This is a genomic window from Mucilaginibacter sp. PPCGB 2223, from assembly GCF_001705515.1.
GTDB lineage: Bacteria > Bacteroidota > Bacteroidia > Sphingobacteriales > Sphingobacteriaceae > Mucilaginibacter.
This window is the reverse complement of the sequence record NZ_MDJS01000002.1, coordinates 80,880-107,071: the sequence shown is the minus strand read 5'-3', so window position 1 is coordinate 107,071 and position 26,192 is coordinate 80,880. Positions and strand designations below refer to the sequence as shown.

The following is a 26,192-nucleotide window of genomic DNA, read 5'->3' as shown; positions in this document are numbered from 1 at the left end:
CCATAATTTTTTAATTGAATATTAATATCCAGGGTTTTGAACTAAGTTAGGGTTAGCCGTTACATCGGTAGCAGGCAGCGGGTACAGTGCGCGGTAATCAGGAATTGATGTACCTGCCAATACGCCGCCTTTGAAAGGCCACAGATAGCTGCCGCCGGTAAACATACCAAAACGGATCAAATCGGTACGGCGGGTGGCTTCCCAATACAATTCTTTCATACGCTCATTCAGCACATCAGATAAGGCGATGGTAGTCATATTGCCCGATGTGTTGCCGTAAGCACGTTGGCGCAACAGGTTAAAATAGGTAAGTGCCTGTGCGCTGCTGCCACCGGTGCCGCCACGCAAAACTGCTTCGGCGTAGTTGAGGTAAACCTCGCCTAAGCGGAACAGCGGGAAATCGGTTGAGCAAAATACACTTGCACCGGGCAGGGTTAAACCGCCTGATGTAAGGTTGGTAAATTTGGTAACCGCAAAACCCGAAGTAAAGGTCGACAGGTCGGTAGTATTTTTGGTTGTACCACCACCGGTATAGAACATGGCACGTTTATCAGTATTACCGCTATAGTCGCCAAACAGGTTTGGCAATACCTGGGTGGTATGGTTACCGCTCCAGCCGCCGCCCGGAACACCAAAGTTAGCCGGGCCTTCGGCGCCGCTTACCGAACTGTTAATGATGAAAGTAGTACCGCCGTAGTTTTGGGTATTTACCAAATCGTACTCAACAGGAAGGATCACTTCAGGGTTATTGACGTTATTATCTGCGGTAAACAGGTTTTTGTAGGATGTACTCAGGCTATAACCTGCACCGATTACCTTGCTTGCATAAGTGATGGCATCGGTATAACGGGCGGTACCTGTATATACCTGTGCGTTGAGGTACATCCGCGAAAGCAGCGCCCAGTCGGCAGCCTGGTCAACCCGGCCGTACTCGTTGGTTTTCGGCGCTTTTAATAACGGCTCAAGAGCTTTCAATTCCGATTCGACATAATTGAACAGGTCGGCGCGTTTGATCTGCGGCGGCAGGGATTTGCCTATAGGCGATGTTTCGGTCACAAACGGAGGGTTACCAAACATATCCATCAGCACCCAGTACTGGTAAGCACGTAAAAAACGTGCTTCGGCGCGGTAGTAGCCTATCTCGGTGGCATCTGTTCCGCTGATGCCTCGGGCCGTCAGGTTAGCTTCTGTTGCTTCGTTGATATACGAGTTTGCCAGGGTGATCTGGTACAAGCTGCGGTTATACAAACCCAGCAGGATAACGTTGTTGGATGTCCAGCTGTTGTTGTGAAAATCGGGTACGCCCGGGTCGTTCCAAACGCAAACTGCTTCGTCGGTCGGCAGCTCCTGTGCGTTCCAGTATAAACGAACAAAATCAGATGTACCGGCATCTATACCGGCAATATCGCCGCTGCCTGCGCCGCTGCTCCCGGTGGTTGCAAACGCGCCATAAACCTTAGCCAGGCCCTGCTTATAGCCAAGCGGGGTGCTGAATGCTACGGCATCGGTAGTGGTATTGATCGGGTTCCGGTTAAGGTCATTCGTACATGAAGCCAGCCCCCCCGCTATCGCAAGCACTAACAAAGATTTTTTTACTACTATATTTTTCATCTCTTTATCGTTAAATGTTATTTAATGCCAAGGTTAATTCCTAAAGTATAAGTGCGCGGGCGCGGATAAGTATTGTTATCGATACCCGAGAATACTTCCGGATCGAGGCCGGTATAATTGGTTATTACAAATACATTCTGGCAGTTGGCGGTAATGCGCAGGCTGCCCAGGTGTTTATTGTTAAACTTACCGAAGGTGTAACCAAGCCCTACATTATCCATACGCAGGAAAGAGGCATTTTGTACCCAGTAATCGCTCAAATAATTGTAACCGGTAAAGCCTGAAGCATAAATGCCGGTTGTGGCATTATTAACTACACCTATGTTGTTGATGATGCTGCCACCTGTAGCTAAGTTGGCGTCTACGTTATTGTAAACGTAATTACCCAGGTTAGCGCGCAATACGGTGCTAAGGCTCCAGTGTTTGTAACTGAACGAGGTGCTGAAACCCATGGTAACCGGAGGAGCTGAAGCATGGTATAAATATTCGTCGGTCGCTGTTACGGTACCATCGGCATTGTTATCAGCATACACACCTTCTAAAGGTTTGCCGTTAGAACCAATGATCTGTTTATACAAATAGAAAGAATACGGAGTATGGTTCAATGCGTGTAATTGTACATAATTACCGGTACCGCCCGATATACCGCCTGTAGGTACACCCACGCTCGATGGATCGGGAACGAGGTATAAATTAGTGATTTTAACCGAATTGAAGGCGATGTTATAATTAACCGTCCACGAAATATCTTTGGTTTTAACCGGAACCGCATTCAGGTTTAACTCAATACCGCTGCTGTTGGTATTACCCACGTTGGTTGTTAAATAATTGGTAAAGTTCGTACCTGCCGGAATTGGCACCCGCGAAAGCAGATCCTTAGTTTTACGCACGTAGACATCCACCGAGCCGTAAATGCGCTGGTTTAAGAAACCAAAATCCACACCACCGTCAAAAGTATTGGTGGTTTCCCATTTTAAGCTGGTATCGTAGGCTGATGGGGTATAACCATTGTAAAAAGTATTGCCAAACTGATATTGGGTATCATTAGTAGTTAACGAGTAGCTAGGGATGTAACTGTAATAAGGGATACCATCCTGCTGACCGGTAACACCATAACCTAACCTGATCTTCATATCAGATATCACCTTGCTGTCTTTCAGAAAATCTTCTTCGGTTAGACGGTACGAAACCGCCGCTGCTGGGAAAACGCCCCAGCGGTTATCCTTGGCAAATTTTGACGAACCATCCGTACGAATTGAACCCTGTACCGTAAACCTGTCGTTATAAGTATAAATTAAACGACCGTAATAGGATATCAGCGTGTACTGGCCTTGTCCATACGGATAAAGCGGTGCCGTTGTATTTGGCATTGGTTTTCCGTTAGCGCTTAGCGGCTGATAGTTATAGGTTGTTGTTAAAAAATCATAATAACCATAGCCTGCCTGGGCATTAACAGTACTTTTGATCGATTTCAGATCGCTGGTATAATTCAGGTAGTATTCAATGGTTTTATTAGTGTTTTTTTGCAGATACGGTGTGCTGTTGCCCAACGAGGTAAATGATTGTGCTGCACTTGCCGGAACCTCTGTACGGCCTGAACCCTTAGAAACATCGTAACCAAAGTTGGCGTTTGCCGATAATGCCTTAAGGAAAGGGAACTGATAGTTTAACATCAGGTTACCGAACGAACGGTAAACATCAGAGGTATTATGGTTGTCATTGATCAGCGCAACCGGGTTACGTGGCGTGTTAGGGTTTAAACCGCTGGCAACAGAACCGGGGGTGTTATACGATTCGTAATAACCATTGTAAGGCGATTTGGAATCGTACACCGGCTGGGTTGGGTCGAATGATAAAGCTGCGCCTATAGCACCAGTGTTGGCAAACCTGGAGTGCTGGTAGGTACCGTTCACGTTCAGGTCGATCTTTAACGAATTGTGCAGCAGCGATGGGTTTAAGCGCAATGCAGCAGAACTGCGTTTGATATTATCCGTTTTCAGGAGACCATCCTGATCAAGGTAACCTAACGATAAGCGGTAAGGCAATATTTTGGTTGAGCCCGAAAAACTGAGATTGGTATTGCTGGCAAACGCGTTTTGGTAAATTTGTTTTTGCCAGTCGGTATTGGCGCTGCCCAAAGTAGCAGAAAGCGAAGGCTTATTAGCTGCCACATAAGCGCGAACCTGATCAGCAGTTAAAACCTGAATGGTCTTTGCGGTTGTGCCTATTGAAGTTTCCTGGTTAACATTGATTGCCATACTGCCTTTGCTGCCTTTTTTGGTAGTGATGAGTATAACACCGTTTGATGCACGTGAACCGTAAATAGCTGTTGATGCGGCATCTTTTAAAATGGTTTCGCTTTCAATATCATCGGCATTGATGAGGCTAAGTGCGCTAGCCGCGCCACTGATGCCGTTATTGCTCAAAGGCACGCCATCAATCACGATCAGCGGATCGTTGCTGGCGCTTAGTGAAGCTCCACCACGGATACGTATCGCACTTCCCGAACCCGGGGCCCCATTTGATGTAACAGAAACACCTGCTACCTTACCCTGGATCAATTGCTCGGGCGAAGTAACGGTACCGGTCTGGAAATCTTTTGATGATACCGTGGTGATTGCACCGCTCACATCTTTTTTACTTTGGGTACCATAACCAATCACCACAACCTCGTTTAACGATTTGGTGTTAGGTTGCAAACCCACATTAACTACGGCCGAACCATTCAATGTAACGGTGCGGGTAACGGTAACATAACCCAGGAACCTGAACTCGAGGGTTATAGTGCCATTGTTTAAGCCGGATATTTTATAATTACCGTTAGCGTCGGACGAGGTGCTTTTTTGCGAGCCCTGTACCGCAATGGTAGCCGCAGGCATAGGCTGGTTGGTTTCGTCGACGATTTTACCGGTAATGCTGCCGTTTTGTGCAAATGCCATTGCCGAGATAATGAGCATTGAGCATAACAGCATCCACTTTTTTAGATAACGATTTCTCATATAATTTAAAATTTAGGTTCGTTTAAGCTTTTGTGCCAGATCGTTCTTTTTGTTCAAGACTTAGTTGTTGGTAAAGCTTTTGTTGTTGTTATAATTGGTTTGAGTGCTTTTGCATGTAAAGGGTTGTTACATGGTTGGGTTCATGTCGGGTAAAATGTCTTCATACGCAATAATTTGTTTTGGTCAGTTTATAATTCTTTTGGCTGCAAAATCTTCGGGCAATGCGCATCCGGTCAAGGGTACTATTGCGCCGAACAATAAAACTTGTTAATAGATTTTTAGTACAGTAAAATTGGTTCTCTAAAATTGGTTGCCTGTTTATACGCTGTTAACCCTGTCGGGCTTTGTTATATAAACTACAGCAATACAAATTTGTGCCGGATAATTGCGAATAGCTATTTGTTTATGAAAAATTTAAAAAAATATTGCATTTTTAAAATACAAATCATTTATAATCAATATATTATAAAAAATAGCGATCAAAAAAATATAAACCGTTTATATGTTTTTTTAAGCATTTTTGGCCCTTAAAAACAATTTAAACGCTGTTTTGGGTGACAAGTAAAAAAGGAAAATGAGGCTGAATTTATTTCAGATCGACGGCCTTGATCTCCATAATGCGGTGGTCGAACTGATCGCCGGGGACAAGGGCCTTTGCCTTGATACGCATCTTGTAGACGTAGATGGTTTTTTCGGAGTATTCGAGGATCTTTGCTATGGTTTCGGTATCGTTAATGCCCATCCGCATCAGGGCGAATATGCGGAGGTCGGTAGTTAAAACTTCGTGTTCTTTGGGCCAGATCTGGTCCTCTTTTTTAAACAGGGAGTTAAACTCGTCGATAAAATTGGGGAATATCTTGATGAACACATGATCGAAAGTATAGAACAGGTTATCCCTGTCTTTTTTGATATTGATCTTATCGATGATGATCTGTATATCATCATACTTTTTGATGGCCAGTTTGGTATCGATAGATCGTTTGAGCTTTTCGAGCTGTAAAATATAGCCCGATATCACATTAAAGAAATAGCCGATGTATTCCTCCTTGATCTTGGTGCCTTCGGTAAGCCGCTCGTTGATCTTTTCGAGCTGTACGTTTTTATCGTCGATGATCTTCTCTTTGGTTTTCAGTTTTTTAAGCTGTTTCGACAACATAATCGAAAACCAGATGACCAGCAAGGCCAACGCGGTTATGGATGCCAGGTAGATCAAAAAGCGGCTTTTTTCGCGCTCGATGTAGTTAAGCTTTTCGGCAGCCACGATAGGTAGCAGCGTGCCTATCTGTATTTTGCGCTGGCGCGCACCGTAAAATTCGGCATCGGCCAGGGCCTGCTCCAGGTATACGTAAACGTTTTTGATATCGCCGGTTTTATACAGCAATTCGGCCAGCCAAAACAGCGCGACCGTTTCTTTGGTCGACGACTGGATATCGCAGATGCTGGCCCGGGCCAGCAGGTCGGCGCACTGTTCGCGGCGGGCAGCATCATTGGCATAGATGTTCCCCAGCGTTGAGGCAACAATAGCCGTTTGGTGCAAAGTTAGCTTATGATGATCCAATAACTCGTTAAAATCGGTTTCGGCCGACTGCAGGTTACCGTTTTTGAGTTTTTTGTATCCTGTGAGGTAAATTTTATCGTACGAATTGGGCTGTGTTAACGCGATGGCCGAATCGATAAATTTATTGGCCAGATCGGCGTAGTAGGGTGTGTAGTGATGGTCGTTATCGTAACCTGCACAATCGTAATACGCCCGGGTAAGCAACGAGTAGTATTCAAACTTCACGCTGTCGTCGAGCGAGGTGACGTCGATGCCTTGCAGGCTGTCGAACGTTTCTTTGAACATACCCGATGACAGCAGGATAAAACCGATCTTGATCTTGCTGTAATATTCCTTTGAAGGTGATTTGAGGATATGGCTTAGCTCCTGCAGCCTGCCCGCGTATACATATGCCGAATCGTACTGGTACGATTTGTACTCATCGTACAGTTTAAGGCAAAGGTTATACTCGTTTTGCAGGTTTACTTTGGGGGTAACAGCCAACTTTTGCTTAAGGACCCTGATGGTTGTTTCTTTTTGCTTATCGTAAACAGCCTTTTTATTTAATTCTTCTTTCAGATTATCCAGCGCAGCAGATTGTGCGAAGCATGACATCCCAAACAAGAAGAAAAAAATCAGGGTAAAGGTTATTCTCATCTGCTGTTTTATACTCTGTTTAAGCACAAAGGTTATACAAATTAGTTTATCTTAAAAAAAGCTTTAACTGGTTTACGGGCCGGTAAAAGTAAAGATATTATGTTTAACGCTATTGGAGTGCATAAACATCAAAAAGTCAAAAATATTTTTTCGTACCCGGCCCTTCGTCGATACCAACAACCGGTACACATCATATCCTGAAATTGTTATCTTTAGTTTTGTTAACGATCATCAACCATGACAAAATTATTCGGCTACCGGAGTTTATTGGCGGTATTTTTAGTTTTTATAATTACATCACCCGCAATAGGCCAGGCACAAAAAGCAGAGGCCGGTATGGCACAGATCATGAAGGAGCTTGACGCAGCCGGGGTTTCGGTGGCCGTAGTGAAGGATAACCAGATCGTTTATACACACTCCTTTGGTTATGCCGATATAGAAAGCAACAAGCCGCTTACCGATAACCATATTTTCCGCATAGCGTCGATATCCAAATCATTTTCGGCAACGTGTATTATGCAATTGGTGGAGGCCGGTAAGCTTTCGCTGGATGACGACATTGGTAAACTGATCGGCTTTAAGGTACGGAACCCGAAGTATCCCAATACGGTTATCACGTTGAAAATGCTGATGTCGCACACCTCGAGTTTGAACGATAGCCAGGGCTATTTTAGTCTGGATGGCGTCAACCCCGATAAAAACCCGAACGCCGCCAAATGTTACAACAGCTACGAACCGGGCAAGGGTTTTTTGTATTGTAACCTTAATTATAATATGGTAGGTACGGTAATTGAAAGAACAACCGGCGTACGCTTTGATCAATATGTAAAACAGCACGTGCTCGAACCTTTGGGCTTGTATGGCGGTTATTGTGTCGATTCGCTGGATAAGAGCCGTTTTGCTACCTTATACGAATACGATGACAAAACCCATAAGCTGACACCCGACCCCGGCGCTTATAACCCGCGGACCGAAGAGATCAAAAATTACGTAATGGGTTATAGTACGCCTATATTCTCGCCAACAGGCGGCATGAAGATATCGGCAACCGACCTGGCTCGCTACATGATGATGCACATGAACTATGGCAAGGCCAACGGCGTGAGGCTAATGAAGCGCAAACATTCCAAATTGATGCAGACCAAAGTATCCGACAATGAGGGCGGCTACGGCCTGGCCCTGCGCGGCGCACCCGACCTCATTGCCGGCGAACATATGATGGGGCATACCGGCTCGGCATACGGGCTGTACAGTGCCATGTTTTTCGAACCGAAAAAGAAGTTCGGTTTTGTGGTGATTACCAATGGCTGCAACCCGGCCTTTATGCCCGGCAGCGACGATATCTGCCTGATGCTTCGCCGGAGTATAAACTGCCTGTACGACAACTTTATCAAACAAGTCAACTGATCACGGTACCCGGACATTGGCGGTATTGCCTTGTAGCTGTTTAAGCACTTTTTGAATATTCTTCTCCAGCGTTTCGGGAGTTTTGAGGTTGTTGATGTAACGCAATACTTCCTTCCGCCTGGAGAATGTAAGCGCATCAAACCGGTGCAGCAGGCCATTTTGCTGTAGTTGCTGCAGTAATTTCGGGTGTATGGGGTGCTCCTGCTCCGGGTCACTCGTATCCTGTTCGATAACAAGGTGAGCCACCTGCCCTACCATCTCTCTTATCTTTTTGATGGTGATGGTATTGATATATAAACGGTATGGCGCATCTTTTACCGGCACAAGCGATTTAGTGAAGTAAATGCCGTTCACAGTGCCTTTAATACGGATATATCCTTTAACCGCTTTAAGCCGTGAGGTGATCTCTGCGGGCACATCTACACCATAATTGATGCCTGTTTTATAGATAACAGCTTTAAAAGTATATGATGTTTTTTGGGGCATAAGGCGTTTTGATCAGGCTAATTTATGTAATTATAAACACGCTTAGCTTTAACTATCAACAAAATATGCAGGGGTTTCGTAATTTTGCCCGTTCACGGCAATTTACCCCGTTAAAAAAAATGATCAAAAAAGCCTTTTCTATTTTGCTTTTAGGCTTGCTCTATCTCATATCGCTTCTGCCTTTCTGGTTGCTGTATCTCATTTCGGATGTGATTTTTTTGCTGTTGTACTACGTGGCAAAATATCGCCGCAAGGTAGTTGCCGATAACCTGCGTAACGCTTTCCCCAAAAAAACACCCGCTGAACGGGACCGTATCGAAAAGCAATACTTTAAATACCTGGCCGATCTGCTTGTCGAATCAGTAAAATTACTCACTATATCACAGGCAGCAGTCGCAAAACGCATCACTATCTCAAACAAGGAAATTATTACAAATGCTTTTGCCAATGGCAAGAGTGTTATCGGGGTATTGGGCCATTACGGCAACTGGGAACTGGGCGCACTGCGTTTCAGCCTTTTGTTTGACGAACCGCGCGTCATTGTATATAAACCGCTTAACAACAAATTTTTTGATAGTGTGTTCACCAATATGCGCTCTCGGTTCGGGGCAACGCTGGTAAGTATGCGGCAAACTATGCGCAAGTTGGTGGAGTTAAAAAACAAACGTAGCATCACGGTAATGGTAGGCGATCAAACACCCGGTGGCCCCGAAGTAAATTACTTTACCTCATTTTTAAACCAGCCTACGGCCGTGTTTTTAGGTGTAGAAAAGCTGGCCAAACTAACAGACAGCGTCGTAGTATTTTGCGATGTGCGCGTAACCAAACGCGGGCATTACCATTGCAATTTTGTACAGTTGTTCGATCAGCCTAAGCAAACCGCCGAACACGAGATCACCGATACGCACGTGCAGTATCTGGAACAGGTTATCCGCCAGCAACCCCAATACTGGCTATGGTCGCACCGGAGGTGGAAGCATAAGCCTGCATAACGTAGCCTATTGTTTCGCAGGTGCGGCCATTGAAACAGCCGCGCCGTTAATTTTCACATTCTCCATGGTCAGGCCTTTCAGGTTAGCTGCTTCTGAGCCGGTGTTCTTCAATTGCACATCTACATTTTTCAGGGTCATGGTACCGAACTCGGTGCCCGCGTTACCGGCAATACGCCCCATAGAGCTGCCCTCACCCTTTACATTGCTGATGGTAATGTTGCGCACCAGCGATTTTGGCGCCGGCTGGCCTTTCAGGTCGAAATATTGAGTCCAGGGCGCTACGGTAAATAAAGTAGCCGAGCCTTCCATAGTAATATCATCCAGACTGATGTTTTCGTATTGCTGCGGGGTATCGGGGCGCAGTTTCAGGCGCAGCACGTTTACATTGCGTGCTGTACAGTGTTTAATCTCTACATCTTTAACCAAAGTAGCCTCGCTGCCGCAGGTCATTATACCGCCGCCTTTTTCGAACACGCAATCGTGGATACGGATACGCTCAACCGGCGGGCTGTCTTTATCCTGCAAAGCAAACGGACCTTTCGAGCCTTTAAGCGCGATATCGTCGTCACCTGTCGAAAAAAAACAGTTACCGATATCGATATCCTGTGAGCTATCCACATCGATACCATCAGAACTTGGTGCATGATCATCCGGCACGCGGCCGCCGGGTGCTATAAAACGGCAGTTATCAACATTAACCTGCTGGTTTTTGTACAGGTGCAAATTCCAGAAGCCTGAGTTCAAAAAGGTGATGCCTTTCACTTCAACATCCTTGCAATTTTGGATAAAGCAAAGCTGCGGGCGCTCAACGCTCAGGTTGGTGGTTTTAGGGTCGGCGGTGCGGCGGCTGTAAAACAGTTTCCAGAAAGGTTCGCCGTTACCATCAAGCGTGCCGTTACCGGTAATGTGCAGGTGATCGCATTTATCAGCGTTCAACAGAGCCATGCGCCAGGGTTCGGTATGGCCTTCGATGCGGCGTGGCTGTTTAGGATAATCCTCGATATTTTGCGAACCGCGCAGTACCGAGCCTTCCTGCATTTCGATGTTAACACCAGGTTTTAAAAAGATGGCCCCGCTTAAAAACACACCTTTAGGAATGATAACCGTACCGCCGCCGTTTTTGGCGCATTCATCAATAACAGCCTGGATGGCTTTGGTGTTCAGTGTTTTGCCATCGCCAATGGCGCCACGCTCGGCAATGTTATAGTTTTTTTTACCTGCAGAGGCGAAGGATGCGGTTAAGCAGAAAGGCATAAACAGCAGCAATGCTATCGCGATATGTTTTTTCATAAATGATCAATAACGGTTAAAACTGGTTTTTGCGAACTTACGGATGATTAGGAAAACAACCGTCCTGTGGTATCATGGGCAGAGGATTAGTTGATCATCGACCGGTAATGCTCGCCGGCTTAGTTTAAGGATGTTTTGTGCCCACAGACGGTTTTTCGAATATTGATGAACGCTTTGTAAAGGCTAATATTAAAAAAACATCGCCATGGTGTGTTAGGTACTAAGGGGGGCCCGCGGTCGTGTAGACCCGCTGGCCAAACGCGGCAGGCACGGGTTAATGCATAAAAGTGCTTTATGATATTAAAAAAAACTGTTTTGGCCTGCTTGTAGCAAAGCCAGCCAGGGCGGGGTAGTTAGAATTTTGCTATATTATTTTTCAAGGCGAACAATACCAGCCCAGTTCTCGATTTAATCTCGAAGCGGTTAAACAAGGCGTCCCTGTAATTATCAATGGTATGCGGGCTCAGGCACATTTTTTCTGCTATTTCTTTATAGGTAAGCTCAGAGCAGCAGAGTTCCAGAAATCTAATCTCGTTCGCTGTTAATTCATTAACAGGCCCGGTTGTAAGGGTATTATCCTGAATAGAGCGTAGCAACTTGCCCGAAACAAGGCGGTTCAAAAAGAAGCCGTGCTCGGCAATGGTTTTGATCGCGTAGAAGAGGTCGGAAGCGTTCGATTCTTTAAGTATATAACCGCCCGCACCGTTCTTTAACATTTTTATAATTGGCTCGTCTTCCTCAAATGTACTTAAGGCCAACACCTTTACCGATGGGTAATTTTGCTTTAGCCACAGCGTTGCCTCAAAGCCATTTACCAGGGGCATAGTAATATCCATCAACACAACCTCCGGTAAAGCTTGTTTTGCTATTTTTTCTTTCAGCTGTGATCCGTTGGCTACGTCAAATACAATTGTTATTTCTTCATTTTCTGATAGCAAGCTGGCTATTCCCTGCCTAAAAAGGGTATGATCATCAACAATAGCAATCGGTATTATTTTATTTTCCATGCTTTATTAATACGGTATACGAATTTTTACTTCAGTGCCCGATCCGGGTACGGTAATAATACTGACATCTCCAGAAATTAAGGCCGCTCTTTTTTGGATATTAAACAGCCCCATCCCTTTTTTTTCTTTTAGCACCTCTTCTTCAACAAACCCATTCCCGTTGTCTTTTATTAACAGTGTCAAATACGGCTCCTCCTGCTTTATAGCAACATTAATTGCGGTAGCTTCGGCATGGCGTATAATGTTGTTTAGTACTTCCTGAAACGTGCGAAAAAGTATGATCTCCTTATCTGACCGTTCCCCCTTCGGCACATAATTACTGTCGAAGGTTATTTCATGCAGCATTGCCGCCCTTAAATAGTCGAGTTCGAACTTGATGGCTTCGGCAAGGCCCAAGCTAATTAGTTCCTGCCCGTGAATTAACCTGGATAGCTGCCGCAGTTCATTTGTTGCCCGTTTTGCCAGTTGTGTAGCCGATTCAACTTTTTTTGCAACCCGCGATGGATCGTTGGGATTAATGGTACTTAGCGTAACAATTGTTAAGCTAAGCAGCTGGCCAATATTGTCGTGCAGGTTACCGGCAATTGTTTGCATAGTTTGTTCCCGAACTTCCATCTGGCTTTTTAAAAGCTCATTTTCGAAAGTGGTTTTCAACCATTCTTTCTCTTCTTTATGTTTCTTTTTCCGGTGGTTGTATAAAATTACGTAAATGATAATAGCTACAGGGGCAATTAAAAAAATTACACAAGATATTAGAACGAGGAACGTGAGGTCTTTTGCCTGTATCTGCATATAAATGAATAAGCCCAGCTTGAATATAAGATAACATTTAAAATATTAAAAACAATGTACCTGGCCGAATGCGTGAAAACCCCGGGATACTGCACCAGGTAGCTAAAAAAAACATTAGTGGCTACGCCGCCAAAATAAAAACAAATAGTGCCGTTTACCCACCAAAATGGTGCGTAAGCGGATAATCGCCTGTATTTTTCTTCTTTTAGTAATAGATAGTAATAGTAAACCGACGCCAAAATTAATTGTACCGACAACAGTGTTGAGGTTACTGAAGTAAATGCCTTAAAATGGAGAATTATTAATTCTGAAAAATAGAAAACCGCGAATAGGCTGAGCCATGCAACAAGCAGTTTTTTATGGCTATGATAAGGCTTGTACAAATAGTAAAAAAAGCAATTTTGAACAAAGCATTCAACCGGTAAAAAAACATTATAAACTGCAAAGTTTGGTTGCCGTAATGTATGGTGTACATAAATACCTATACCTTCTACCATGCAGGTTATAAGCAAAAATAAGATAAAGGCCCGCCATACGGGGGCCTTATCTTTATATAAGCAAAACAAACTTACCATTAGGCAAAAAAACTCTGCCGTGGTGTTTATGGTAATGTACGCCTGCATGTTTATTTAATATTGCTATCAACTAACGTGGCTCCAACGACGTCGCAATTTGATGGCGGCGGGCACATCTCGCCCTGGTTTTCCGGAGATGCCTTAAAGGTAAATACATGGCCCTTCTTTGCCGGCTCTGTATTGTCCAAATGCACTTTAGGGCCTCCGTTCGTTGTCCTCAGCTTGGTTGTTGAAACCATAACCAGCGTAGCATGATCCCAGTAAGTACTGTCAATATGTATGTCGTTCATTTTTGTCTTATCATAAGCAGCAAAATAAAAACGTATACCATCGCCACCGTCCTTTTCTATGGTATCAATAAGTTTTTTTAATCTACCTATCGGGAACCATACACTCCGGGTATCGGCCCAGTTTTTATCTTTTTTTAACGAACGCGGGCCAAAATTATTAATCAGTCGTTTTGCGACATTAACGCTAATAATGGTGTCGTTCAGTGCAGTATCGGCCGCAACCTGGGTGGTGTTGTTTACCGAGGACTTGCACGCGTTTAATAGTAGTGCTGCAGATAAAATAGCGATCAATGTTTTCATTGTTTTGTTGGGTTTAGTTTAAATAATAAGTGAAAAAATAGTAATAATAAATTCATAACAAAGCAATAAAATTCAACTTTCATACCCAAGGGTCAAAATCTCTTTTTTGCCTGGCTAAAAACCTCTTTACACCACCTTTTTCCTCCTTTAAAAACATAGGATAAAACCAGTGTTCAATACCCTGTTTATAGCCTTCTCCAGGATTTAGAGGCCGCCTACCTTAGCTCCTGTTGATAAGCATGCACCACCGGTTAAAAACAACTTAAAAATTATAATGATAAACAAGCAGTAAACAGAAGGCTCTTAAACCCAACATATACCAAAACCCATTTGACCGCCTGTCGCGGGATATAGGCGACTTATAAAATTTCAAGTCGAAATGGTATGTGGCGGCATTAATGGCGCACAGGCTGCTAATTAAATTAACAACAAAAAGTAAAAACCTAAAATCTGTAAAAATCATGAGCACTGAAAAAAACAAAAGCCTTTATCTGACTGCAAAAGGCACTGCCGGTATCTGGACCTACAAGATCGATACCCCTGATAAACCCGTACAATTAGCGGCAACAGCGCCATACGGTTTTAAGGCTGAAATATTAATTGGCAACACCCTTTATCTAACTACCAATGGCAGCACCGACGGTATATGGAAATATGAAATTGGTAGCACAGGCTTGCCCGTTCAATTAGAACATACTGCCGGCTTTGGTTTTGACGCCTTAACAGCTATTGAGAACACACTTTACCTGACCGGGCAAGGCAAAGGCGGTATATGGAAATACCAAATTGACGACTATGAAAAACCGGAGCAAATTGAAGGAACGGAAGGGCTGGGCTTTAACGGAATAGTAGCTCAAGGCCACACACTGTATATGACCGCGCGCGATAGTGGTGGTATATGGAAATATGTGCTTGGCAGTGCTGACAAAGCAAGGCAACTGGTGCCGACTGAAGGGTTCGGTTTTAACGGAATAATAGCCGTTAACGGAACGCTTTATTTAACCACACAAGGCAGTGATGGCATTTGGACATACAGAATAGAAAGCCTTAGCAGGCCCCTCCAACTTCCGGGAACAAAGGGCTACGGCTTTTTGGGCTTAATTATGTTGGATAAAACCATCTATTTAACTACATATGGCAATGATGGAATTTGGACATACCAAACCTTCGACCAAACGCTAACACAAATAGCGCCAACCATGGGTCTTGGCTTTGTTAGTCTTGCCAGCCGCTAAAGTTCTTAAACTTGCACAAAGGCATTTTTGTGCGTTTGTTTTATAGCCCGGCGGTCACCCAAAGTAAGACCCTGATTCTTTATATAGAATTGGGGTTTTGCTTTTATCACTGTACTTTAGACGATTGCGTGTTTTTTGAAAACTTTAGGACGCACGAATGACGCGACTAAAACTTTGATTGTTTTTTAAAACTTTGACTATTGGGATGAATTAAAAAAGCCCACAAATCAAGGATTTGCAGGCTTTTCAAAGCTTTGACAATGCTTTTGATGGTCCCTCAGGGAATCTAACCTAATTTGAAAGCACGCTCTCGGAGCGGTTTTCAGTTCTTTTGAATCTGTAGTGCCACGAATGACGCTACCCTATTCCTTTTTATGGTCTTTAGTGACCAAGTAGCCCGTAGGGGAATCGAACCCCTGTTTCAAGAATGAAAATCTTGCGTCCTAACCCCTAGACGAACGGGCCATTATTTTAAGTTTAAGCAAACCAAACTGGCATTTCGCTTAAACCGGGTGCAAATATAGCGGAATTTTGCTATTTCAAAAACATAAATACAATATTCTCGGGCATGTGATTTTTGCTGCATTTACGGGCAACCACTACCATCTGGCAACCGTATGGTTATTGATGTTGAACCTGTTTAGTACCTGTATTTTATTGGAAGGCTTCCGGTGTGTTTTGTGGATGGGGGAGCGCTATGCTTAAACTCAGTGTTGTTATCCCCGCACACAACGAGGAAAGCCTCATTGGCGAAACCCTGACGGTTGTACATAAGGCACTCCTCGCCGAAAATATCGACCATGAACTGGTTGTTATTAATGATAACTCGAAAGACGATACCGAAAACATCCTGGCCAAACTTTCGCAGCAGATCAATACCCTTACTTATTATACAAATCCCGGCCCGCATGGTTTTGGCTATGCGGTAAGGTATGGCCTTGAGCGCTTTACCGGCGATTGCGTGGCGGTGATGATGGCCGACCTGTCTGACGACCCGGCCGACCTGATCCACTTTTACCGAACCATGATTGCCGAAAATGTGGATTGCGTATTTGGTTCACGCTTTATAAAAGGAGGGAAGATCTATGATTACCCGCGTATTAAATTATGGATCAACCGCACCGCTAATATGATCATCAGAGTATGCCTGGGCATACGGTATAACGATACCACCAATGCTTTTAAATTGTACAAAAGAAGTGCAATTGAGGGCGTAAAGCCTTTTTTAGCCCCGCATTTTAACTTAACCATCGAGCTGCCGCTAAAGGCAATAGTGCGTGGCTATTCATATAAGATACTACCAAATTCGTGGCGCAACCGCGAAGCCACCAAATCCAACCTCGACATCCGCGAAATGGGTAGCCGCTACCTTTTTATTTTGTTATATGTACTGATTGAAAAGTTCTTCACCAAAGGCGATTTTAAAAAGAAATGGTAAGCTACTTTACTATGAAAGCTTCCAAAGTTCCATCCTCCTTAAAATAACGGCCATCATACTGAAGGCTTATTTTCCTGATAGCAGCCGGATGTTTCCCGGTTATCAGATCAGTATATTCGGCATCGTTGGTGATCATATTACCAACATACAGGCCTGACTTGAGCAACTCCACCGATGTTTTATAGGCAAACCATTTACCGTCGCCGCGCATATAACTTATCTGCAAATGCGGCGGCCTGTGGAGCAGCGCTTTTAAGCTGCCGGTAAGGGTATAGCTAATATCCAGTTTGATGAAGTTAAAGCCATCGGTATTGATAGCATCTTTGATGGGGAATGTTTGTTTTTTAACGGTAGTGAAACTTAAAGGGATGGCAGGAGTACGCCGTTGTAAAACCAACCGGGGCCTTTCGTTCGATGTGAATGTATCAACCAGGGTATAATTTTTCAGGATAAAAAGATTGACCAGGCTTTCGTCGTTAAATGGGTAACGGTTATCAATCGCGTCGTAATCGTATATCAGAAACTCCGGGGCCTGTTTTGTATAATGCTCGTAGTTCTTTCCCTCCAGAGTGGCGGTGTAAACCGAAAAAGATTGAAAGACCGGCCTGGGGCTATAATTGAGCTTATTCTCCATGGCATATTCCCCATCCCATGGGAAGACATCAACTGTTTTTTTGCCGATCTGGGCCAGCACAGGCTGTGGCATATAGCGCTTGCCGGCCTGGTCGAAGCAGGTGATCGTATTATATTCGCCAAATTGTTTTGCATAATCCTTCGGGCCGATTACACGGGTAATAGCCGATACGTCGATGGTCCGGGTTTCGGCAACAAAGAAGAGGGCGAATACAATTATGATCAGCGCATATTTTAACTGTGGTTTTTTGACAGTTATCCCATCAAAACCAACTATCAATATAAGCGGCGCGATAGAAAAATACTCGTATAAATGTTGCACATCGTTACGCAGTATGGATTGCTTTTGCAACAAAAAGATAAAGATGATGCAGGCAACAGGATACAGCATGTGTTTAAATTTCTTCTCCCGTAACTGCCGCCACAATTGATAGCCGAACCATAGCAACATGGCAAAAAACAACAGGTAAAGGTTGTATTCGATATGATAATGGCTTTCATCCAGGTACATGATATCGTTATAACCTTTGATGATCTCGAACGAGCCGGATATGTAGCTAAATACCGAAACATGCAGCAGCATTGCCGATAAAATAACAAGGCTTATGAAGAGCAAAAGGTTGAACAATAATTTTACCCGGGTTATTTTTTTATGGATGAGCAGATTGATAAAATGTGCGCCCATGAGTACGATGCCGATGAGGCCGGTGTTCATTTTGATATAAAAGGCCAGCACAGCAAGCACGATCAGGATGCCGAGGAAAACCGGGCGTTGATCATCAAAAGTTTTTTTCATCCAGTAAATGATGAAGAAAAATACAACCCACGACAGGTCGGACCCGAAAAAGGGGTTAACCACGAGCAAGATGCAGATCAATATCGCCGCCGCCAGAAATTTATCTGCCTGATTTTTGATAAAATCGCTAAAAACGAAATAAAAATTAACGACCATAAAGCCATCAAACAACAGGAAAAGCCATTTCGAAATACCAAAACCAACCCTGGTAGAAAAGAAAGCCAGCGGTCCGTAAGTGTACAGAATATCCTTACCCCAAACCATATGTTTTGCCAGCGCATAATTTAAGGTCATCGTCCACGACACATCAAGCCCCAGCCAGCTCGGGCCTTTATCAACCAGTTGGGGATGTATCGCAAAAGGCGTATTTACCATGCAGATAGCCAGTAAGGCTGCAAAACAAGGCCAGATAAAAGTGGCCTGCAATGGTTTTTTGGGGTTGAACATCGTAGTTTATGGGGCCAGACTGCCGTTAAATTAATGATATTACGGAATAAGTTGGACTTGGTTGCTTAGCATGCAAACTATCAAATATTTTAACCAACCACTTTTAAAACATTTGTATAAACCTGGCTAATTCTTCATCGCGGCTGCGCAGCCAAAAAAGTGTCATCGTTACTTTTTGCGGAAGGTTCTTCAGCTCCATGAGTTTTACGTTCATGTTTGCACCGCGCACCGACGAAACCGGCTCGATCGAAATCCCCAACCCGGCTTCAACCAGGCGCAATACCCCTGTCGAGTGCGCCGACTCGTGCGCTACTTTGGGCTTAAACCCGGCATCCTGGCAAATCTGTAATATGGCTTCAACATAACCTGCTCCGGTTGCAAGCTGCGGCAAGATAAATGTCTCATTTTTTAAGTCGATTATGCTGGCAGGCTCATTTTCCTTAAGGGGATGGCTGACCGGCAAGATCAAAACAAAGTTTTCGCGATATAGTATCTTGGAGTTTACAGCCGATGGTAAAATAATATTAGGAGCTATACCTATATCCGTTTTTCGCGCCAGCAGCGTTTCCAGTTGCTGTTGGTTGGATGTTTCTTGTACGATAGTTTTCAGGTTCGGCCATTTATCCTTCATCTTAACCAAAAAGCCGGGCACTACCGTATTCATGGCCGAGCTGGCGTGCGTAACCCTGAGCTCGCCTGCCTCGCCGTTATGCACCTGTGCTGTCTTGATGATGGTTTTATCCAGATCGTGCACGATGCGTTCGGCCTCGTGCCTGAAAAAAATACCCGCTTCTGTTAGAGTCACACTGCGTTTACCCCTGTCAAAAAGTAGGGCGCCTATTTCATTTTCCAGCAATTGTATTTGCCTGCTCAACGCCGGTTGAACTATGTTGATCTGCGCGGCGGCCTTTCTAAAATTAAGGGTCTCGCATAAAACCAGGTAATTTTTTAGCTGCTGAAAATCCATTTGATCAAAAATATTTATCAATTAATCAAAATTAAGCATTTTATTTTATCATTTAAACAGCCGTGATTTGCAGGTACAGATCACATGAAAGCATCAGAAAAAACAATAAGTATAGCACAACGCCCTGCATTGCTATTGGTTGATATACAAAAAGGATTTGCCGATGTAGCCTATTGGGGAGATGAGCGAAACAACCCGGATGCCGAATTACGGGCCAGCGAATTATTAAACGCCTGGCGGGCTATGGGTTTGCCTGTTTTTCATGTGGCGCATTGTTCAACTAACCCGCGTTCGCCGCTGCATGAGTCAAAGCCCGGCAATCAATTTCACGAGCTGATCAAACCGGCGCAGGGAGAGCCGGTCATCAAAAAAAATGTAAACAGCGCCTTTATCGGTACAGGCCTGCAACAGCGGCTCAACGATGCGGGCAGTACCACACTGGTTATTGCAGGCCTCACCACCGATCATTGCATCTCCACCACTACCCGCATGGCAGGTAATTTAGGCTATCAAACCTTTTTGGTTGCCGATGCAACTGCTACGTTCAACAAAAAAGGTATCGACGGGCAAAACTATCCGGCCGAACTGATCCACCAAACGGCATTAGCCAGCTTAAGCGATGAGTTTGCAACAATTGTAACTACCGATTTTATAAAACAAAACATATCATCATGAAAAAACATCTTACATTGCTTTTGCTCATTCTTGCTTTCCAGGTATCTTTTACCGGATGGGTTAAAGCACAACTAACCTCACTGCCCCGAGGCGGCAATAAACGGGCAACGGTAAGCGAAGAGATCGGCATAACCGATGTCATGATCCGCTACAACCGCCCGGGTGTTAAAAAAAGAGAGGGCCATATCTGGGGCGAACTCATCCCGGTAGGTTATACCGAACTGGGCTACGGCGCTAAAAAGCCGGCTCCCTGGCGTGCCGGTGCCAATGAGAATACCACCATCGAATTTACCACCGATGTTAAAATTGAAGGGTACGATCTGCCGGCCGGCAAATATGGCTTTTTTGTAGCTTATGACCCGGGCGAATGCACGTTGATCTTTTCAAAAAATTCGACATCGTGGGGTAATTTTTTTTACGACCCGGCCGAAGATGCTTTACGTGTAACCGTAAAGCCCATAAAAACCGATAAAAGTGTTGAATGGCTTAAATATGAGTTTACCGATCAAACCCCCGAAAGCGCTACCATTCAATTACAGTGGGAAAAACTGGTCATCCCGTTTAAGGTTGAGGTGGATGTGATCGCTACGCAGATCGCGTCGTTCCGCAAGGAGCTTCGCGGAGATAAGGCCCTGCCCGAATCGTGGGAAGCCTGGAACCAGGCCGCCGCCTATTGTGCGCAAAATAAAACCAACCTGCCGCAGGCTTTAATGTGGGCCGATAGCGCTACCAGCGTAACATTTGGCGGTACCGAAAGCTTTTACGCCTGGCAAACCAAAGCAAGCATCCTTGAGCAGTTGGGGCGCGGTACCGAAGCTGCTGATGTAATGAAGAAGGCCATGCCTTTTGCAAGCCAGATACAGGCATACACCTACGCGGCAGGCCTGGTAGATGCCAAAAAGCCAAAAGAGGCCTTCGAGATATTTAAAATGAATTACGATAAACACCCTAATTCGCTTTTTACCAATATAGGCATGGCAAGCGGGTACTCGGCCCTGGGCGATTATAAAAAGGCGCTTACGTTTGCACAAAAGGCATTGCTACAGGCCAAAGGCGGTAATAAGCTGTTAATTGAAAAGAACGTAAGGGATTTGCAAAACGGAAAGGATATGAATGATTAACGGCATAGCAATAAATGGTATGAACAACACTAAACAAAAACTGGCCCTTGCCGAACAAAGATCAAAAGAACTGTTTGCCGCTATCGAAGGGCGCGGATTAATAGCACCCGGTAAAACCGAAAGCGAACTGATAACAGAGATAGTGGAATTAGCTAAAAACGAATTTGGAATAGAGGAGTTTTGGCATAAAAAAATTGTACGGGCAGGCGTAAACACGCTGCAGCCTTATAGCAGTAACCCGCCTGATGTGGTCATTCAGAACGACGATATGGTGATTGTAGATTTCGGCCCGGTTGTCGACGGCTGGGAGGCTGACCTGGGCAGGACTTACGTTATTGGCAATGACCCGTTAAAGCTGAAGCTGAAAAGCGATATTGAAACCGCCTGGCACGAAGCGAGGGCCTGGTATGCCGGGCAAAACAACCTTACCGGTGCGGCATACTTTAACTATTTAACCCAACTGGCAAAAAAGTATGGCTGGGAGTATGCAGGCGAAATAGGCGGCCATATCGTTGGGCATTATCCGCATGAGCAGCTTGCCCCGGATGATTTGGGTTTGGATATACACCCCGATAATCACGCCGGTATTTTGCAAAACGATCCGGAAGGTAAACCGAGACATTGGATCCTGGAGATCCACTTTGTGGACAGGGAAAAAAATATCGGCGGTTTTTTCGAGCAGTTATTAAATTAATCCCAAATGCCGTTCTGTGCGGTAAATATTACGGGCAGCCCATCGGTGACCATAATGGTATGTTCGTGCTGTGCAATAAAGCCGCCTTTATTACCGGTTAGCGTCCAGCCATCAGCTCCGGTATTGGCTATGGTCGACCGTGTTGAGATAAAGGTCTCAATTGCCACTACCGAATTCTTTTTAAAACGGATGGTGTTAAACCTGTCGCAATAGTTGGCAATCTCGTGCGGCTCTTCGTGCAGGCTGCGGCCTACGCCGTGCCCGGTGAGGTTCTTGATGACCGTGTAACCTGCTTTTTTGGCTTCGGTTTCGATCAGCCGGCCAACCTCCGATATCCTGACACCACCTTTAATGCTGCCGATCGCTTTTTTTAATATCTCTTTTGATGCGGCTACCAGTTTGCCGTGACCGTGGATGTCTTGCCCAATCACAAACGAACCGCCATTATCGGCCCAGTAACCGTTCAACTCTGCCGATACATCGATATTGACCAGGTCGCCGTCTTTCAATATCTTATGATGAGATGGTACGCCATGCGCGGCTTCCTCGTTAACACTTATGCAGGTAAAGCCCGGAAAATTATAAGTTAATGCAGGTGCAGACCGTGCACCCAATTGCGCCAGCAACCCGCCGCCATATTCGTCGAGCTCCTTTGTAGAGATACCGGGCTTGGCATACTCGCGCATCTTCTTCAAAGTAATGGCTACAGCATCGCTTGCCTGCTGTATCCCTGTCCTTTCGTTTTCGGTGGATATCGACATTATTAATTTGTTATATGGAGCAAAATTAGTAATTAATAACGGCACACCATGTTACCATGCTAAAAACAAAAAGCCTCCAACTTGTGTTGAAGGCGATCTGCTTTTTCAGGTAGAGCAAACAGGATTAAAGCCTAACTTTTTAGCCGATTTATATGCGATTGAAAACACCGCGCATTTCATCTCATCTGCAAACGAACGAGAAGTCTTTATTCGTCAGCTCCGTTGTGGCAGACGCTTATGTTAGCAGGCTGGCTTCTGCCTAATCAGTGTCTTTTATTTGGCGCTGTATCCAGTAAATATTGGTCAAGGCAAGCAGCAGGAAAACAGCAGGAATGAATGGCGGTTTTATTTTTAAAGGTAAAACTGCTGCCGGAACATTGGGTTGTAAATGAACGTAGATCGCGGTAAGCATCATAGGAATGATGGCAGCAGAGGCCAGCAAGATGCCCAACCTAAATTTCTTCTTTGCCAGATTTTTGTCTGTCACCAAACAAAATATAAATGCCGATCCAACCATAATTTCGCCTGCAATACCTACCCACATAGGAATATACGCTGCCAAGCCACTGTTTTTCATCTGAACAGCAAACCAGCCATTGATGGTTGGGCTTAAAACTTTTAAAATACCGAACATCAGCATGGCGATGCCCAGGAACCAGGAAATTAATTTGATAACTTTCATTTTTCAATAAAAAAACTGCTCTGAAACGATCTTTCCCTCTTTTACCTCAAAAACACCGATCTCCTGCAAATTCATACGGGGCTTGCCCTTCAACGTGAGGTCCCTGCCCAGCACAACGCTGAAAAAATTGCCGGCTATGAGCGGTTCACTGCAAAAATCGCCATGGATTTCCGCTATCATTGCTGCCCTTGCCTTGGCTTTAGCCTTTACCGCCTCTAACCCTCTGGTGGTCGTCGGGATTCCCATGGCCAGGGCATGTTCGGGTTCTTTGCAGATGATGTCCTGCCCATAAAGCTCATCAACGATCTGTTCTCTTTTATTTTCCAGCATCAGCCCGTAATACCGGTTAGCAACTTCCTGTGTTGTCATCATATATTTTTCTTATCCCAAAATTATCACCCCGATAATGAACCGGCTTGGCGATAAGGTTCAATAAATGGTCAATCAGGTTCAAACGGAGGGATCGTTATGGCCTATGGGCATTTCTAAAAGCCAAAGGCGTTTGCCGGGTGTGTTTTTTGAATACTTTGGTGAAATGGGAAGCGTCGCTAAATCCGGTTTGAAAACAGATCTCACTTACCGAATAGTCGGATTGCTTAAGCAGTTCGATCGCTTTTTCCATTTTTTTTGCCCGCAAATAATTGGCAGGGGTATCCTGGTAAATGTTTTTAAACGCCCGCTTAAAGGAGGATAGGCTAAGGCCGGCCAATTGTGCTAATTCGTTCATCGAGAAATCAGCGTACAAATGATGTTGGATCACGTCTTTCAAATTTGCCTGCCTGGGAGAAAAAAGGTTAGTTATTAATTCTGCTATGGTAGCGGCATTTTTGGTTTGTAACAGCAAAAGGATCAGTTCCTTTATTTTCAATAGCAGCAGCTCTGAATTGACCAGGCCGGGATTTTCAAAATAGAAGGCCAGGCTGTCGATGAAATGATGGATGACACTGTGGTTTGCAATGAGTTTCGCATGTTGGCCGGTAGCCTTATGTTTTACGAACTGGGGCAGGGTATCTTTATAAATTTCCCTGAGCAGGTCAGGGTATAAGTGTACCGCATAAACTTCAATGGTTGCCGGTGGTGCTTTTGGTATAAAATCGGCAAAGTAGTTACTGCAATCCAATAAGACACTTTCAGTAGCGCCTATGGCTAATCTTTCAGTAGGTGATGACAAAAACGTCCCCCCGGTTTTGAAATACACAAAGCAAGCTTCGTTTTGAAACGTTGCCCCAAGCCGGAAAGGTGTCCTGATGATGAATTTTTCAATTACCCGTTTGTTCCCTAAGTCAAAATGCTGCCGGCTGATTATCATTTTTTGCAACGCGCTACTATACAAATCTACTTAAAAAGCCAAATTGAAAAACTTTGGTTGAATTTGGCAATTGGATTTGCTCCACATCGTGTTCATCAGGTAATTCTGCTTCTGCGAAAAGGGTGAAAGCAGCTTATGTTGTTTACGCGTTTTCGGGAACGCGAAAAAATATTTTATCGGGGGCAGTACTTTCTTCTTTCTGTACCGTCTTTCATGTATAGTTTAAGAAATTGTAAATTATAAAACATCAAATTCTGAACTTTTTAAAGATCCTTTATGGCGGTAAATACAGATAGATTACAATACTTACTAACCCAATACGCAAGTGAAGCTTGTACAAAACAAGAGCTGCTTGAATTGTTCGAAGCGATGGGGCAGGATGCGCATGACACTATCCTGCAAACTACTATGGATTCGATATTGGCGGGCATAAAACCGGATGATGCCACACCGGGCATAGATAAGGAAAAAATATTCAATAACATTATCAGGCCGGCAGCTATAATTCCTTTTTATAAACGTGTCTGGTTCAGGGTATCGGTTGCGGCGGCAGTTGTTTTTACAATTGGCAGCGTATTGCTGATAAAAAACCGCGAACCCAAACAACAGCTTGCATCGGCTTCAAATATCGAATTCAGGAATGATGTGGCGCCGGGAAGCAACAAAGCAACTTTAATATTAGCTAACGGAAGATCTATTTCGCTTAAAGATGCGCAAAAAGGGCAGATCGCGAAACAGGGTGCCGCAATTATTACTAAAACAACCGACGGGCAAATTGTTTATAACACTTCTCCGGTTTTGCAAAACAGCGATAATGTGGATATGAATCTTATCGAAACCCCAAAAGGCGGCCAATGGGATGTTACCTTATCCGACGGTACCAAAGTTTGGTTGAATGCATCGTCATCCATTAAATATCCTTCAACATTTGCTGCTAATGAGCGTAAGGTTGAAATAACCGGTGAAGCTTATTTTGAAGTGGCCCACAATGCGGCTAAACCTTTCAGAGTAATTACAAAGGGGCAAACCGTAGAAGTATTGGGTACCCATTTTAATATAAATGCGTACGATGACGAAAATACTGTAAGGACAACCCTGTTACAGGGGAAGGTAAGAATATCCAAAGGCGCCAAAGCGGCGGTGCTGATGCCGGGACAGCAATCAACTACTTTATTTTCAGATAACACTATCGCAGTTAAAGAAACAGATACAGAACTTGCTGTGGCATGGCATAATGGTTACTTCCAGTTTGAACAGTCGGATATACATGATGTGATGAAGCAATTATCAAGGTGGTATGATGTGGATGTAAAATTTGAGGGAAAGGTTACCCGGGATAAGTTTGGCGGGAGCATGCCCCGCGATGCCTCTTTGGGCCAGGTTTTACATACGCTTGAACAAAGCATGGTTCGTTTTAAAATTGATGGAAAAACAGTAACCGTTACAGAATAAAAAAATCTGGTGGTATTTATATAAATACAAAAGAATAGG

23 protein-coding genes and 1 tRNA gene are annotated in these 26,192 nt (G+C 44.4%); 9 read left to right on the top strand and 15 right to left on the bottom strand.

Annotated elements, in window-relative coordinates; translation table 11 throughout:
* Positions 1–21 precede the first annotated feature (21 nt).
* From BEL04_RS11305 to BEL04_RS11295, 3 genes are all read right to left on the bottom strand, one after another.
* Positions 22–1,611 carry a RagB/SusD family nutrient uptake outer membrane protein gene (locus BEL04_RS11305; protein WP_066003816.1) on the bottom strand — a complete coding sequence of 530 codons (1,590 nt, stop codon included), beginning with the start codon at positions 1,609–1,611 and terminating at the stop codon, positions 22–24.
* Positions 1,612–1,628: 17 nt separating this feature from the next.
* Positions 1,629–4,610: a SusC/RagA family TonB-linked outer membrane protein gene (locus BEL04_RS11300; RefSeq protein ID WP_066003813.1), complete on the bottom strand. Its 2,982-nt coding sequence runs from the start codon at positions 4,608–4,610 to the stop codon at positions 1,629–1,631.
* A 586-nt stretch (positions 4,611–5,196) separates the two neighbouring features.
* Positions 5,197–6,804, bottom strand: a complete 1,608-nt coding sequence (locus tag BEL04_RS11295) for a DUF6377 domain-containing protein (RefSeq protein WP_139113012.1) — start codon at positions 6,802–6,804, stop codon at positions 5,197–5,199.
* A gap of 237 nt (positions 6,805–7,041) precedes the next feature.
* Between BEL04_RS11295 and BEL04_RS11290 the strand changes: the two genes are divergently transcribed.
* Positions 7,042–8,211, top strand: coding sequence for a serine hydrolase (locus BEL04_RS11290; RefSeq protein ID WP_066003812.1), 1,170 nt, complete (start codon positions 7,042–7,044; stop codon positions 8,209–8,211).
* Here BEL04_RS11290 and BEL04_RS11285 read toward each other — a convergent pair whose 3' ends face one another.
* On the bottom strand, positions 8,212–8,697 hold the full coding sequence (locus tag BEL04_RS11285) for a YdeI/OmpD-associated family protein (protein WP_066003811.1): 486 nt from the start codon (positions 8,695–8,697) through the stop codon (positions 8,212–8,214).
* 65 nt (positions 8,698–8,762) lie between these two features.
* Here BEL04_RS11285 and BEL04_RS11280 point away from each other — a divergent pair, with 65 nt between their 5' ends.
* Positions 8,763–9,689 (top strand): lysophospholipid acyltransferase family protein, encoded by a 927-nt coding sequence (locus tag BEL04_RS11280; RefSeq protein WP_083227885.1) that lies wholly within the window; start codon positions 8,763–8,765, stop codon positions 9,687–9,689.
* 6 nt (positions 9,690–9,695) lie between these two features.
* Here the strand turns inward: BEL04_RS11280 and BEL04_RS11275 are convergent, their stop codons facing one another.
* The 4 genes from BEL04_RS11275 to BEL04_RS11255 form a co-directional block, all read right to left on the bottom strand.
* Positions 9,696–10,979 (bottom strand): glycoside hydrolase family 28 protein, encoded by a 1,284-nt coding sequence (locus BEL04_RS11275; protein WP_066003810.1) that lies wholly within the window; start codon positions 10,977–10,979, stop codon positions 9,696–9,698.
* Positions 10,980–11,332: 353 nt separating this feature from the next.
* Positions 11,333–11,986 (bottom strand): response regulator transcription factor, encoded by a 654-nt coding sequence (locus tag BEL04_RS11270; RefSeq protein ID WP_066003806.1) that lies wholly within the window; start codon positions 11,984–11,986, stop codon positions 11,333–11,335.
* Positions 11,987–11,992: 6 nt separating this feature from the next.
* The gene (locus BEL04_RS11265; protein ID WP_066003804.1) at positions 11,993–12,778 is read right to left on the bottom strand and encodes a sensor histidine kinase; all 786 of its coding nucleotides are present in this window, start codon (positions 12,776–12,778) and stop codon (positions 11,993–11,995) included.
* A gap of 625 nt (positions 12,779–13,403) precedes the next feature.
* Positions 13,404–13,943 carry a hypothetical protein gene (locus BEL04_RS11255; protein ID WP_066003796.1) on the bottom strand — a complete coding sequence of 180 codons (540 nt, stop codon included), beginning with the start codon at positions 13,941–13,943 and terminating at the stop codon, positions 13,404–13,406.
* A 461-nt stretch (positions 13,944–14,404) separates the two neighbouring features.
* Between BEL04_RS11255 and BEL04_RS11245 the strand changes: the two genes are divergently transcribed.
* The gene (locus tag BEL04_RS11245) at positions 14,405–15,178 is read left to right on the top strand and encodes a hypothetical protein (RefSeq protein ID WP_066003792.1); all 774 of its coding nucleotides are present in this window, start codon (positions 14,405–14,407) and stop codon (positions 15,176–15,178) included.
* A gap of 393 nt (positions 15,179–15,571) precedes the next feature.
* Here the strand turns inward: BEL04_RS11245 and BEL04_RS11240 are convergent.
* Positions 15,572–15,643: transfer RNA gene (locus BEL04_RS11240), tRNA-Glu, on the bottom strand.
* Positions 15,644–15,875: 232 nt separating this feature from the next.
* On the opposite strand from BEL04_RS11240, the gene BEL04_RS11235 reads away from it, so the two are divergent.
* The gene (locus BEL04_RS11235; protein ID WP_066003790.1) at positions 15,876–16,616 is read left to right on the top strand and encodes a glycosyltransferase family 2 protein; all 741 of its coding nucleotides are present in this window, start codon (positions 15,876–15,878) and stop codon (positions 16,614–16,616) included.
* 1 nt (position 16,617) lies between these two features.
* Here BEL04_RS11235 and BEL04_RS11230 read toward each other — a convergent pair whose 3' ends face one another.
* Both BEL04_RS11230 and BEL04_RS11225 read right to left on the bottom strand, forming a co-directional pair.
* Complete coding sequence (locus BEL04_RS11230) at positions 16,618–18,492, bottom strand: hypothetical protein (RefSeq protein WP_066003787.1); 1,875 nt, start codon at positions 18,490–18,492, stop codon at positions 16,618–16,620.
* Positions 18,493–18,595: 103 nt separating this feature from the next.
* Complete coding sequence (locus BEL04_RS11225; protein WP_066003784.1) at positions 18,596–19,459, bottom strand: LysR family transcriptional regulator; 864 nt, start codon at positions 19,457–19,459, stop codon at positions 18,596–18,598.
* Positions 19,460–19,543: 84 nt separating this feature from the next.
* Between BEL04_RS11225 and BEL04_RS11220 the strand changes: the two genes are divergently transcribed.
* The 3 genes from BEL04_RS11220 to BEL04_RS11210 are packed head-to-tail and all read left to right on the top strand — an operon-like array spanning position 19,544 to position 21,949.
* On the top strand, positions 19,544–20,134 hold the full coding sequence (locus BEL04_RS11220) for a cysteine hydrolase family protein (protein ID WP_066003782.1): 591 nt from the start codon (positions 19,544–19,546) through the stop codon (positions 20,132–20,134).
* Positions 20,131–21,255 (top strand): DUF2911 domain-containing protein, encoded by a 1,125-nt coding sequence (locus tag BEL04_RS11215; protein ID WP_066003780.1) that lies wholly within the window; start codon positions 20,131–20,133, stop codon positions 21,253–21,255. The genes BEL04_RS11220 and BEL04_RS11215 overlap by 4 nt, the downstream gene beginning before the upstream one ends.
* A 19-nt stretch (positions 21,256–21,274) precedes the next feature.
* Positions 21,275–21,949 (top strand): M24 family metallopeptidase, encoded by a 675-nt coding sequence (locus BEL04_RS11210; RefSeq protein ID WP_066005184.1) that lies wholly within the window; start codon positions 21,275–21,277, stop codon positions 21,947–21,949.
* Here BEL04_RS11210 and map read toward each other — a convergent pair.
* Complete coding sequence (gene map, locus BEL04_RS11205) at positions 21,946–22,710, bottom strand: type I methionyl aminopeptidase (protein ID WP_066003779.1); 765 nt, start codon at positions 22,708–22,710, stop codon at positions 21,946–21,948. The genes BEL04_RS11210 and map overlap by 4 nt on opposite strands.
* Here map and BEL04_RS24295 point away from each other — a divergent pair.
* Positions 22,697–22,954 carry a hypothetical protein gene (locus tag BEL04_RS24295; RefSeq protein ID WP_175404061.1) on the top strand — a complete coding sequence of 86 codons (258 nt, stop codon included), beginning with the start codon at positions 22,697–22,699 and terminating at the stop codon, positions 22,952–22,954. The two genes, map and BEL04_RS24295, sit on opposite strands and share 14 nt — an antisense overlap.
* Before the next feature lie 15 nt (positions 22,955–22,969).
* Here the strand turns inward: BEL04_RS24295 and BEL04_RS11200 are convergent, their stop codons facing one another.
* The 3 genes from BEL04_RS11200 to BEL04_RS11190 form a co-directional block, all read right to left on the bottom strand.
* Positions 22,970–23,392, bottom strand: coding sequence for a hypothetical protein (locus BEL04_RS11200; RefSeq protein ID WP_066003775.1), 423 nt, complete (start codon positions 23,390–23,392; stop codon positions 22,970–22,972).
* 3 nt (positions 23,393–23,395) lie between these two features.
* On the bottom strand, positions 23,396–23,764 hold the full coding sequence (locus BEL04_RS11195; RefSeq protein ID WP_139113011.1) for a SnoaL-like domain-containing protein: 369 nt from the start codon (positions 23,762–23,764) through the stop codon (positions 23,396–23,398).
* A gap of 94 nt (positions 23,765–23,858) precedes the next feature.
* Entirely contained in the window at positions 23,859–24,701 is an 843-nt protein-coding gene (locus tag BEL04_RS11190) for an AraC family transcriptional regulator (protein ID WP_066003768.1), read from the bottom strand.
* 276 nt (positions 24,702–24,977) lie between these two features.
* On the opposite strand from BEL04_RS11190, the gene BEL04_RS11185 reads away from it, so the two are divergent.
* Positions 24,978–26,153: a FecR family protein gene (locus tag BEL04_RS11185; protein ID WP_066003766.1), complete on the top strand. Its 1,176-nt coding sequence runs from the start codon at positions 24,978–24,980 to the stop codon at positions 26,151–26,153.
* Positions 26,154–26,192 lie beyond the last annotated feature (39 nt).

What these genes read in the sequence shown, in the direction of transcription:
- BEL04_RS11305 (WP_066003816.1), bottom strand. Translation starts at nt 1,611, where the DNA reads ATGAAAAATATAGTAGTAAAAAAATCTTTGTTAGTGCTTGCGATAGCG.
- BEL04_RS11300 (WP_066003813.1), bottom strand. Translation starts at nt 4,610, where the DNA reads ATGAGAAATCGTTATCTAAAAAAGTGGATGCTGTTATGCTCAATGCTC.
- BEL04_RS11295 (WP_139113012.1), bottom strand. Translation starts at nt 6,804, where the DNA reads ATGAGAATAACCTTTACCCTGATTTTTTTCTTCTTGTTTGGGATGTCA.
- BEL04_RS11290 (WP_066003812.1), top strand. Translation starts at nt 7,042, where the DNA reads ATGACAAAATTATTCGGCTACCGGAGTTTATTGGCGGTATTTTTAGTT.
- BEL04_RS11285 (WP_066003811.1), bottom strand. Translation starts at nt 8,697, where the DNA reads ATGCCCCAAAAAACATCATATACTTTTAAAGCTGTTATCTATAAAACA.
- BEL04_RS11280 (WP_083227885.1), top strand. Translation starts at nt 8,763, where the DNA reads ATGCAGGGGTTTCGTAATTTTGCCCGTTCACGGCAATTTACCCCGTTA.
- BEL04_RS11275 (WP_066003810.1), bottom strand. Translation starts at nt 10,979, where the DNA reads ATGAAAAAACATATCGCGATAGCATTGCTGCTGTTTATGCCTTTCTGC.
- BEL04_RS11270 (WP_066003806.1), bottom strand. Translation starts at nt 11,986, where the DNA reads ATGGAAAATAAAATAATACCGATTGCTATTGTTGATGATCATACCCTT.
- BEL04_RS11265 (WP_066003804.1), bottom strand. Translation starts at nt 12,778, where the DNA reads ATGCAGATACAGGCAAAAGACCTCACGTTCCTCGTTCTAATATCTTGT.
- BEL04_RS11255 (WP_066003796.1), bottom strand. Translation starts at nt 13,943, where the DNA reads ATGAAAACATTGATCGCTATTTTATCTGCAGCACTACTATTAAACGCG.
- BEL04_RS11245 (WP_066003792.1), top strand. Translation starts at nt 14,405, where the DNA reads ATGAGCACTGAAAAAAACAAAAGCCTTTATCTGACTGCAAAAGGCACT.
- BEL04_RS11235 (WP_066003790.1), top strand. Translation starts at nt 15,876, where the DNA reads ATGCTTAAACTCAGTGTTGTTATCCCCGCACACAACGAGGAAAGCCTC.
- BEL04_RS11230 (WP_066003787.1), bottom strand. Translation starts at nt 18,492, where the DNA reads ATGTTCAACCCCAAAAAACCATTGCAGGCCACTTTTATCTGGCCTTGT.
- BEL04_RS11225 (WP_066003784.1), bottom strand. Translation starts at nt 19,459, where the DNA reads ATGGATTTTCAGCAGCTAAAAAATTACCTGGTTTTATGCGAGACCCTT.
- BEL04_RS11220 (WP_066003782.1), top strand. Translation starts at nt 19,544, where the DNA reads ATGAAAGCATCAGAAAAAACAATAAGTATAGCACAACGCCCTGCATTG.
- BEL04_RS11215 (WP_066003780.1), top strand. Translation starts at nt 20,131, where the DNA reads ATGAAAAAACATCTTACATTGCTTTTGCTCATTCTTGCTTTCCAGGTA.
- BEL04_RS11210 (WP_066005184.1), top strand. Translation starts at nt 21,275, where the DNA reads ATGAACAACACTAAACAAAAACTGGCCCTTGCCGAACAAAGATCAAAA.
- map (WP_066003779.1), bottom strand. Translation starts at nt 22,710, where the DNA reads ATGTCGATATCCACCGAAAACGAAAGGACAGGGATACAGCAGGCAAGC.
- BEL04_RS11200 (WP_066003775.1), bottom strand. Translation starts at nt 23,392, where the DNA reads ATGAAAGTTATCAAATTAATTTCCTGGTTCCTGGGCATCGCCATGCTG.
- BEL04_RS11195 (WP_139113011.1), bottom strand. Translation starts at nt 23,764, where the DNA reads ATGATGACAACACAGGAAGTTGCTAACCGGTATTACGGGCTGATGCTG.
- BEL04_RS11190 (WP_066003768.1), bottom strand. Translation starts at nt 24,701, where the DNA reads ATGATAATCAGCCGGCAGCATTTTGACTTAGGGAACAAACGGGTAATT.
- BEL04_RS11185 (WP_066003766.1), top strand. Translation starts at nt 24,978, where the DNA reads ATGGCGGTAAATACAGATAGATTACAATACTTACTAACCCAATACGCA.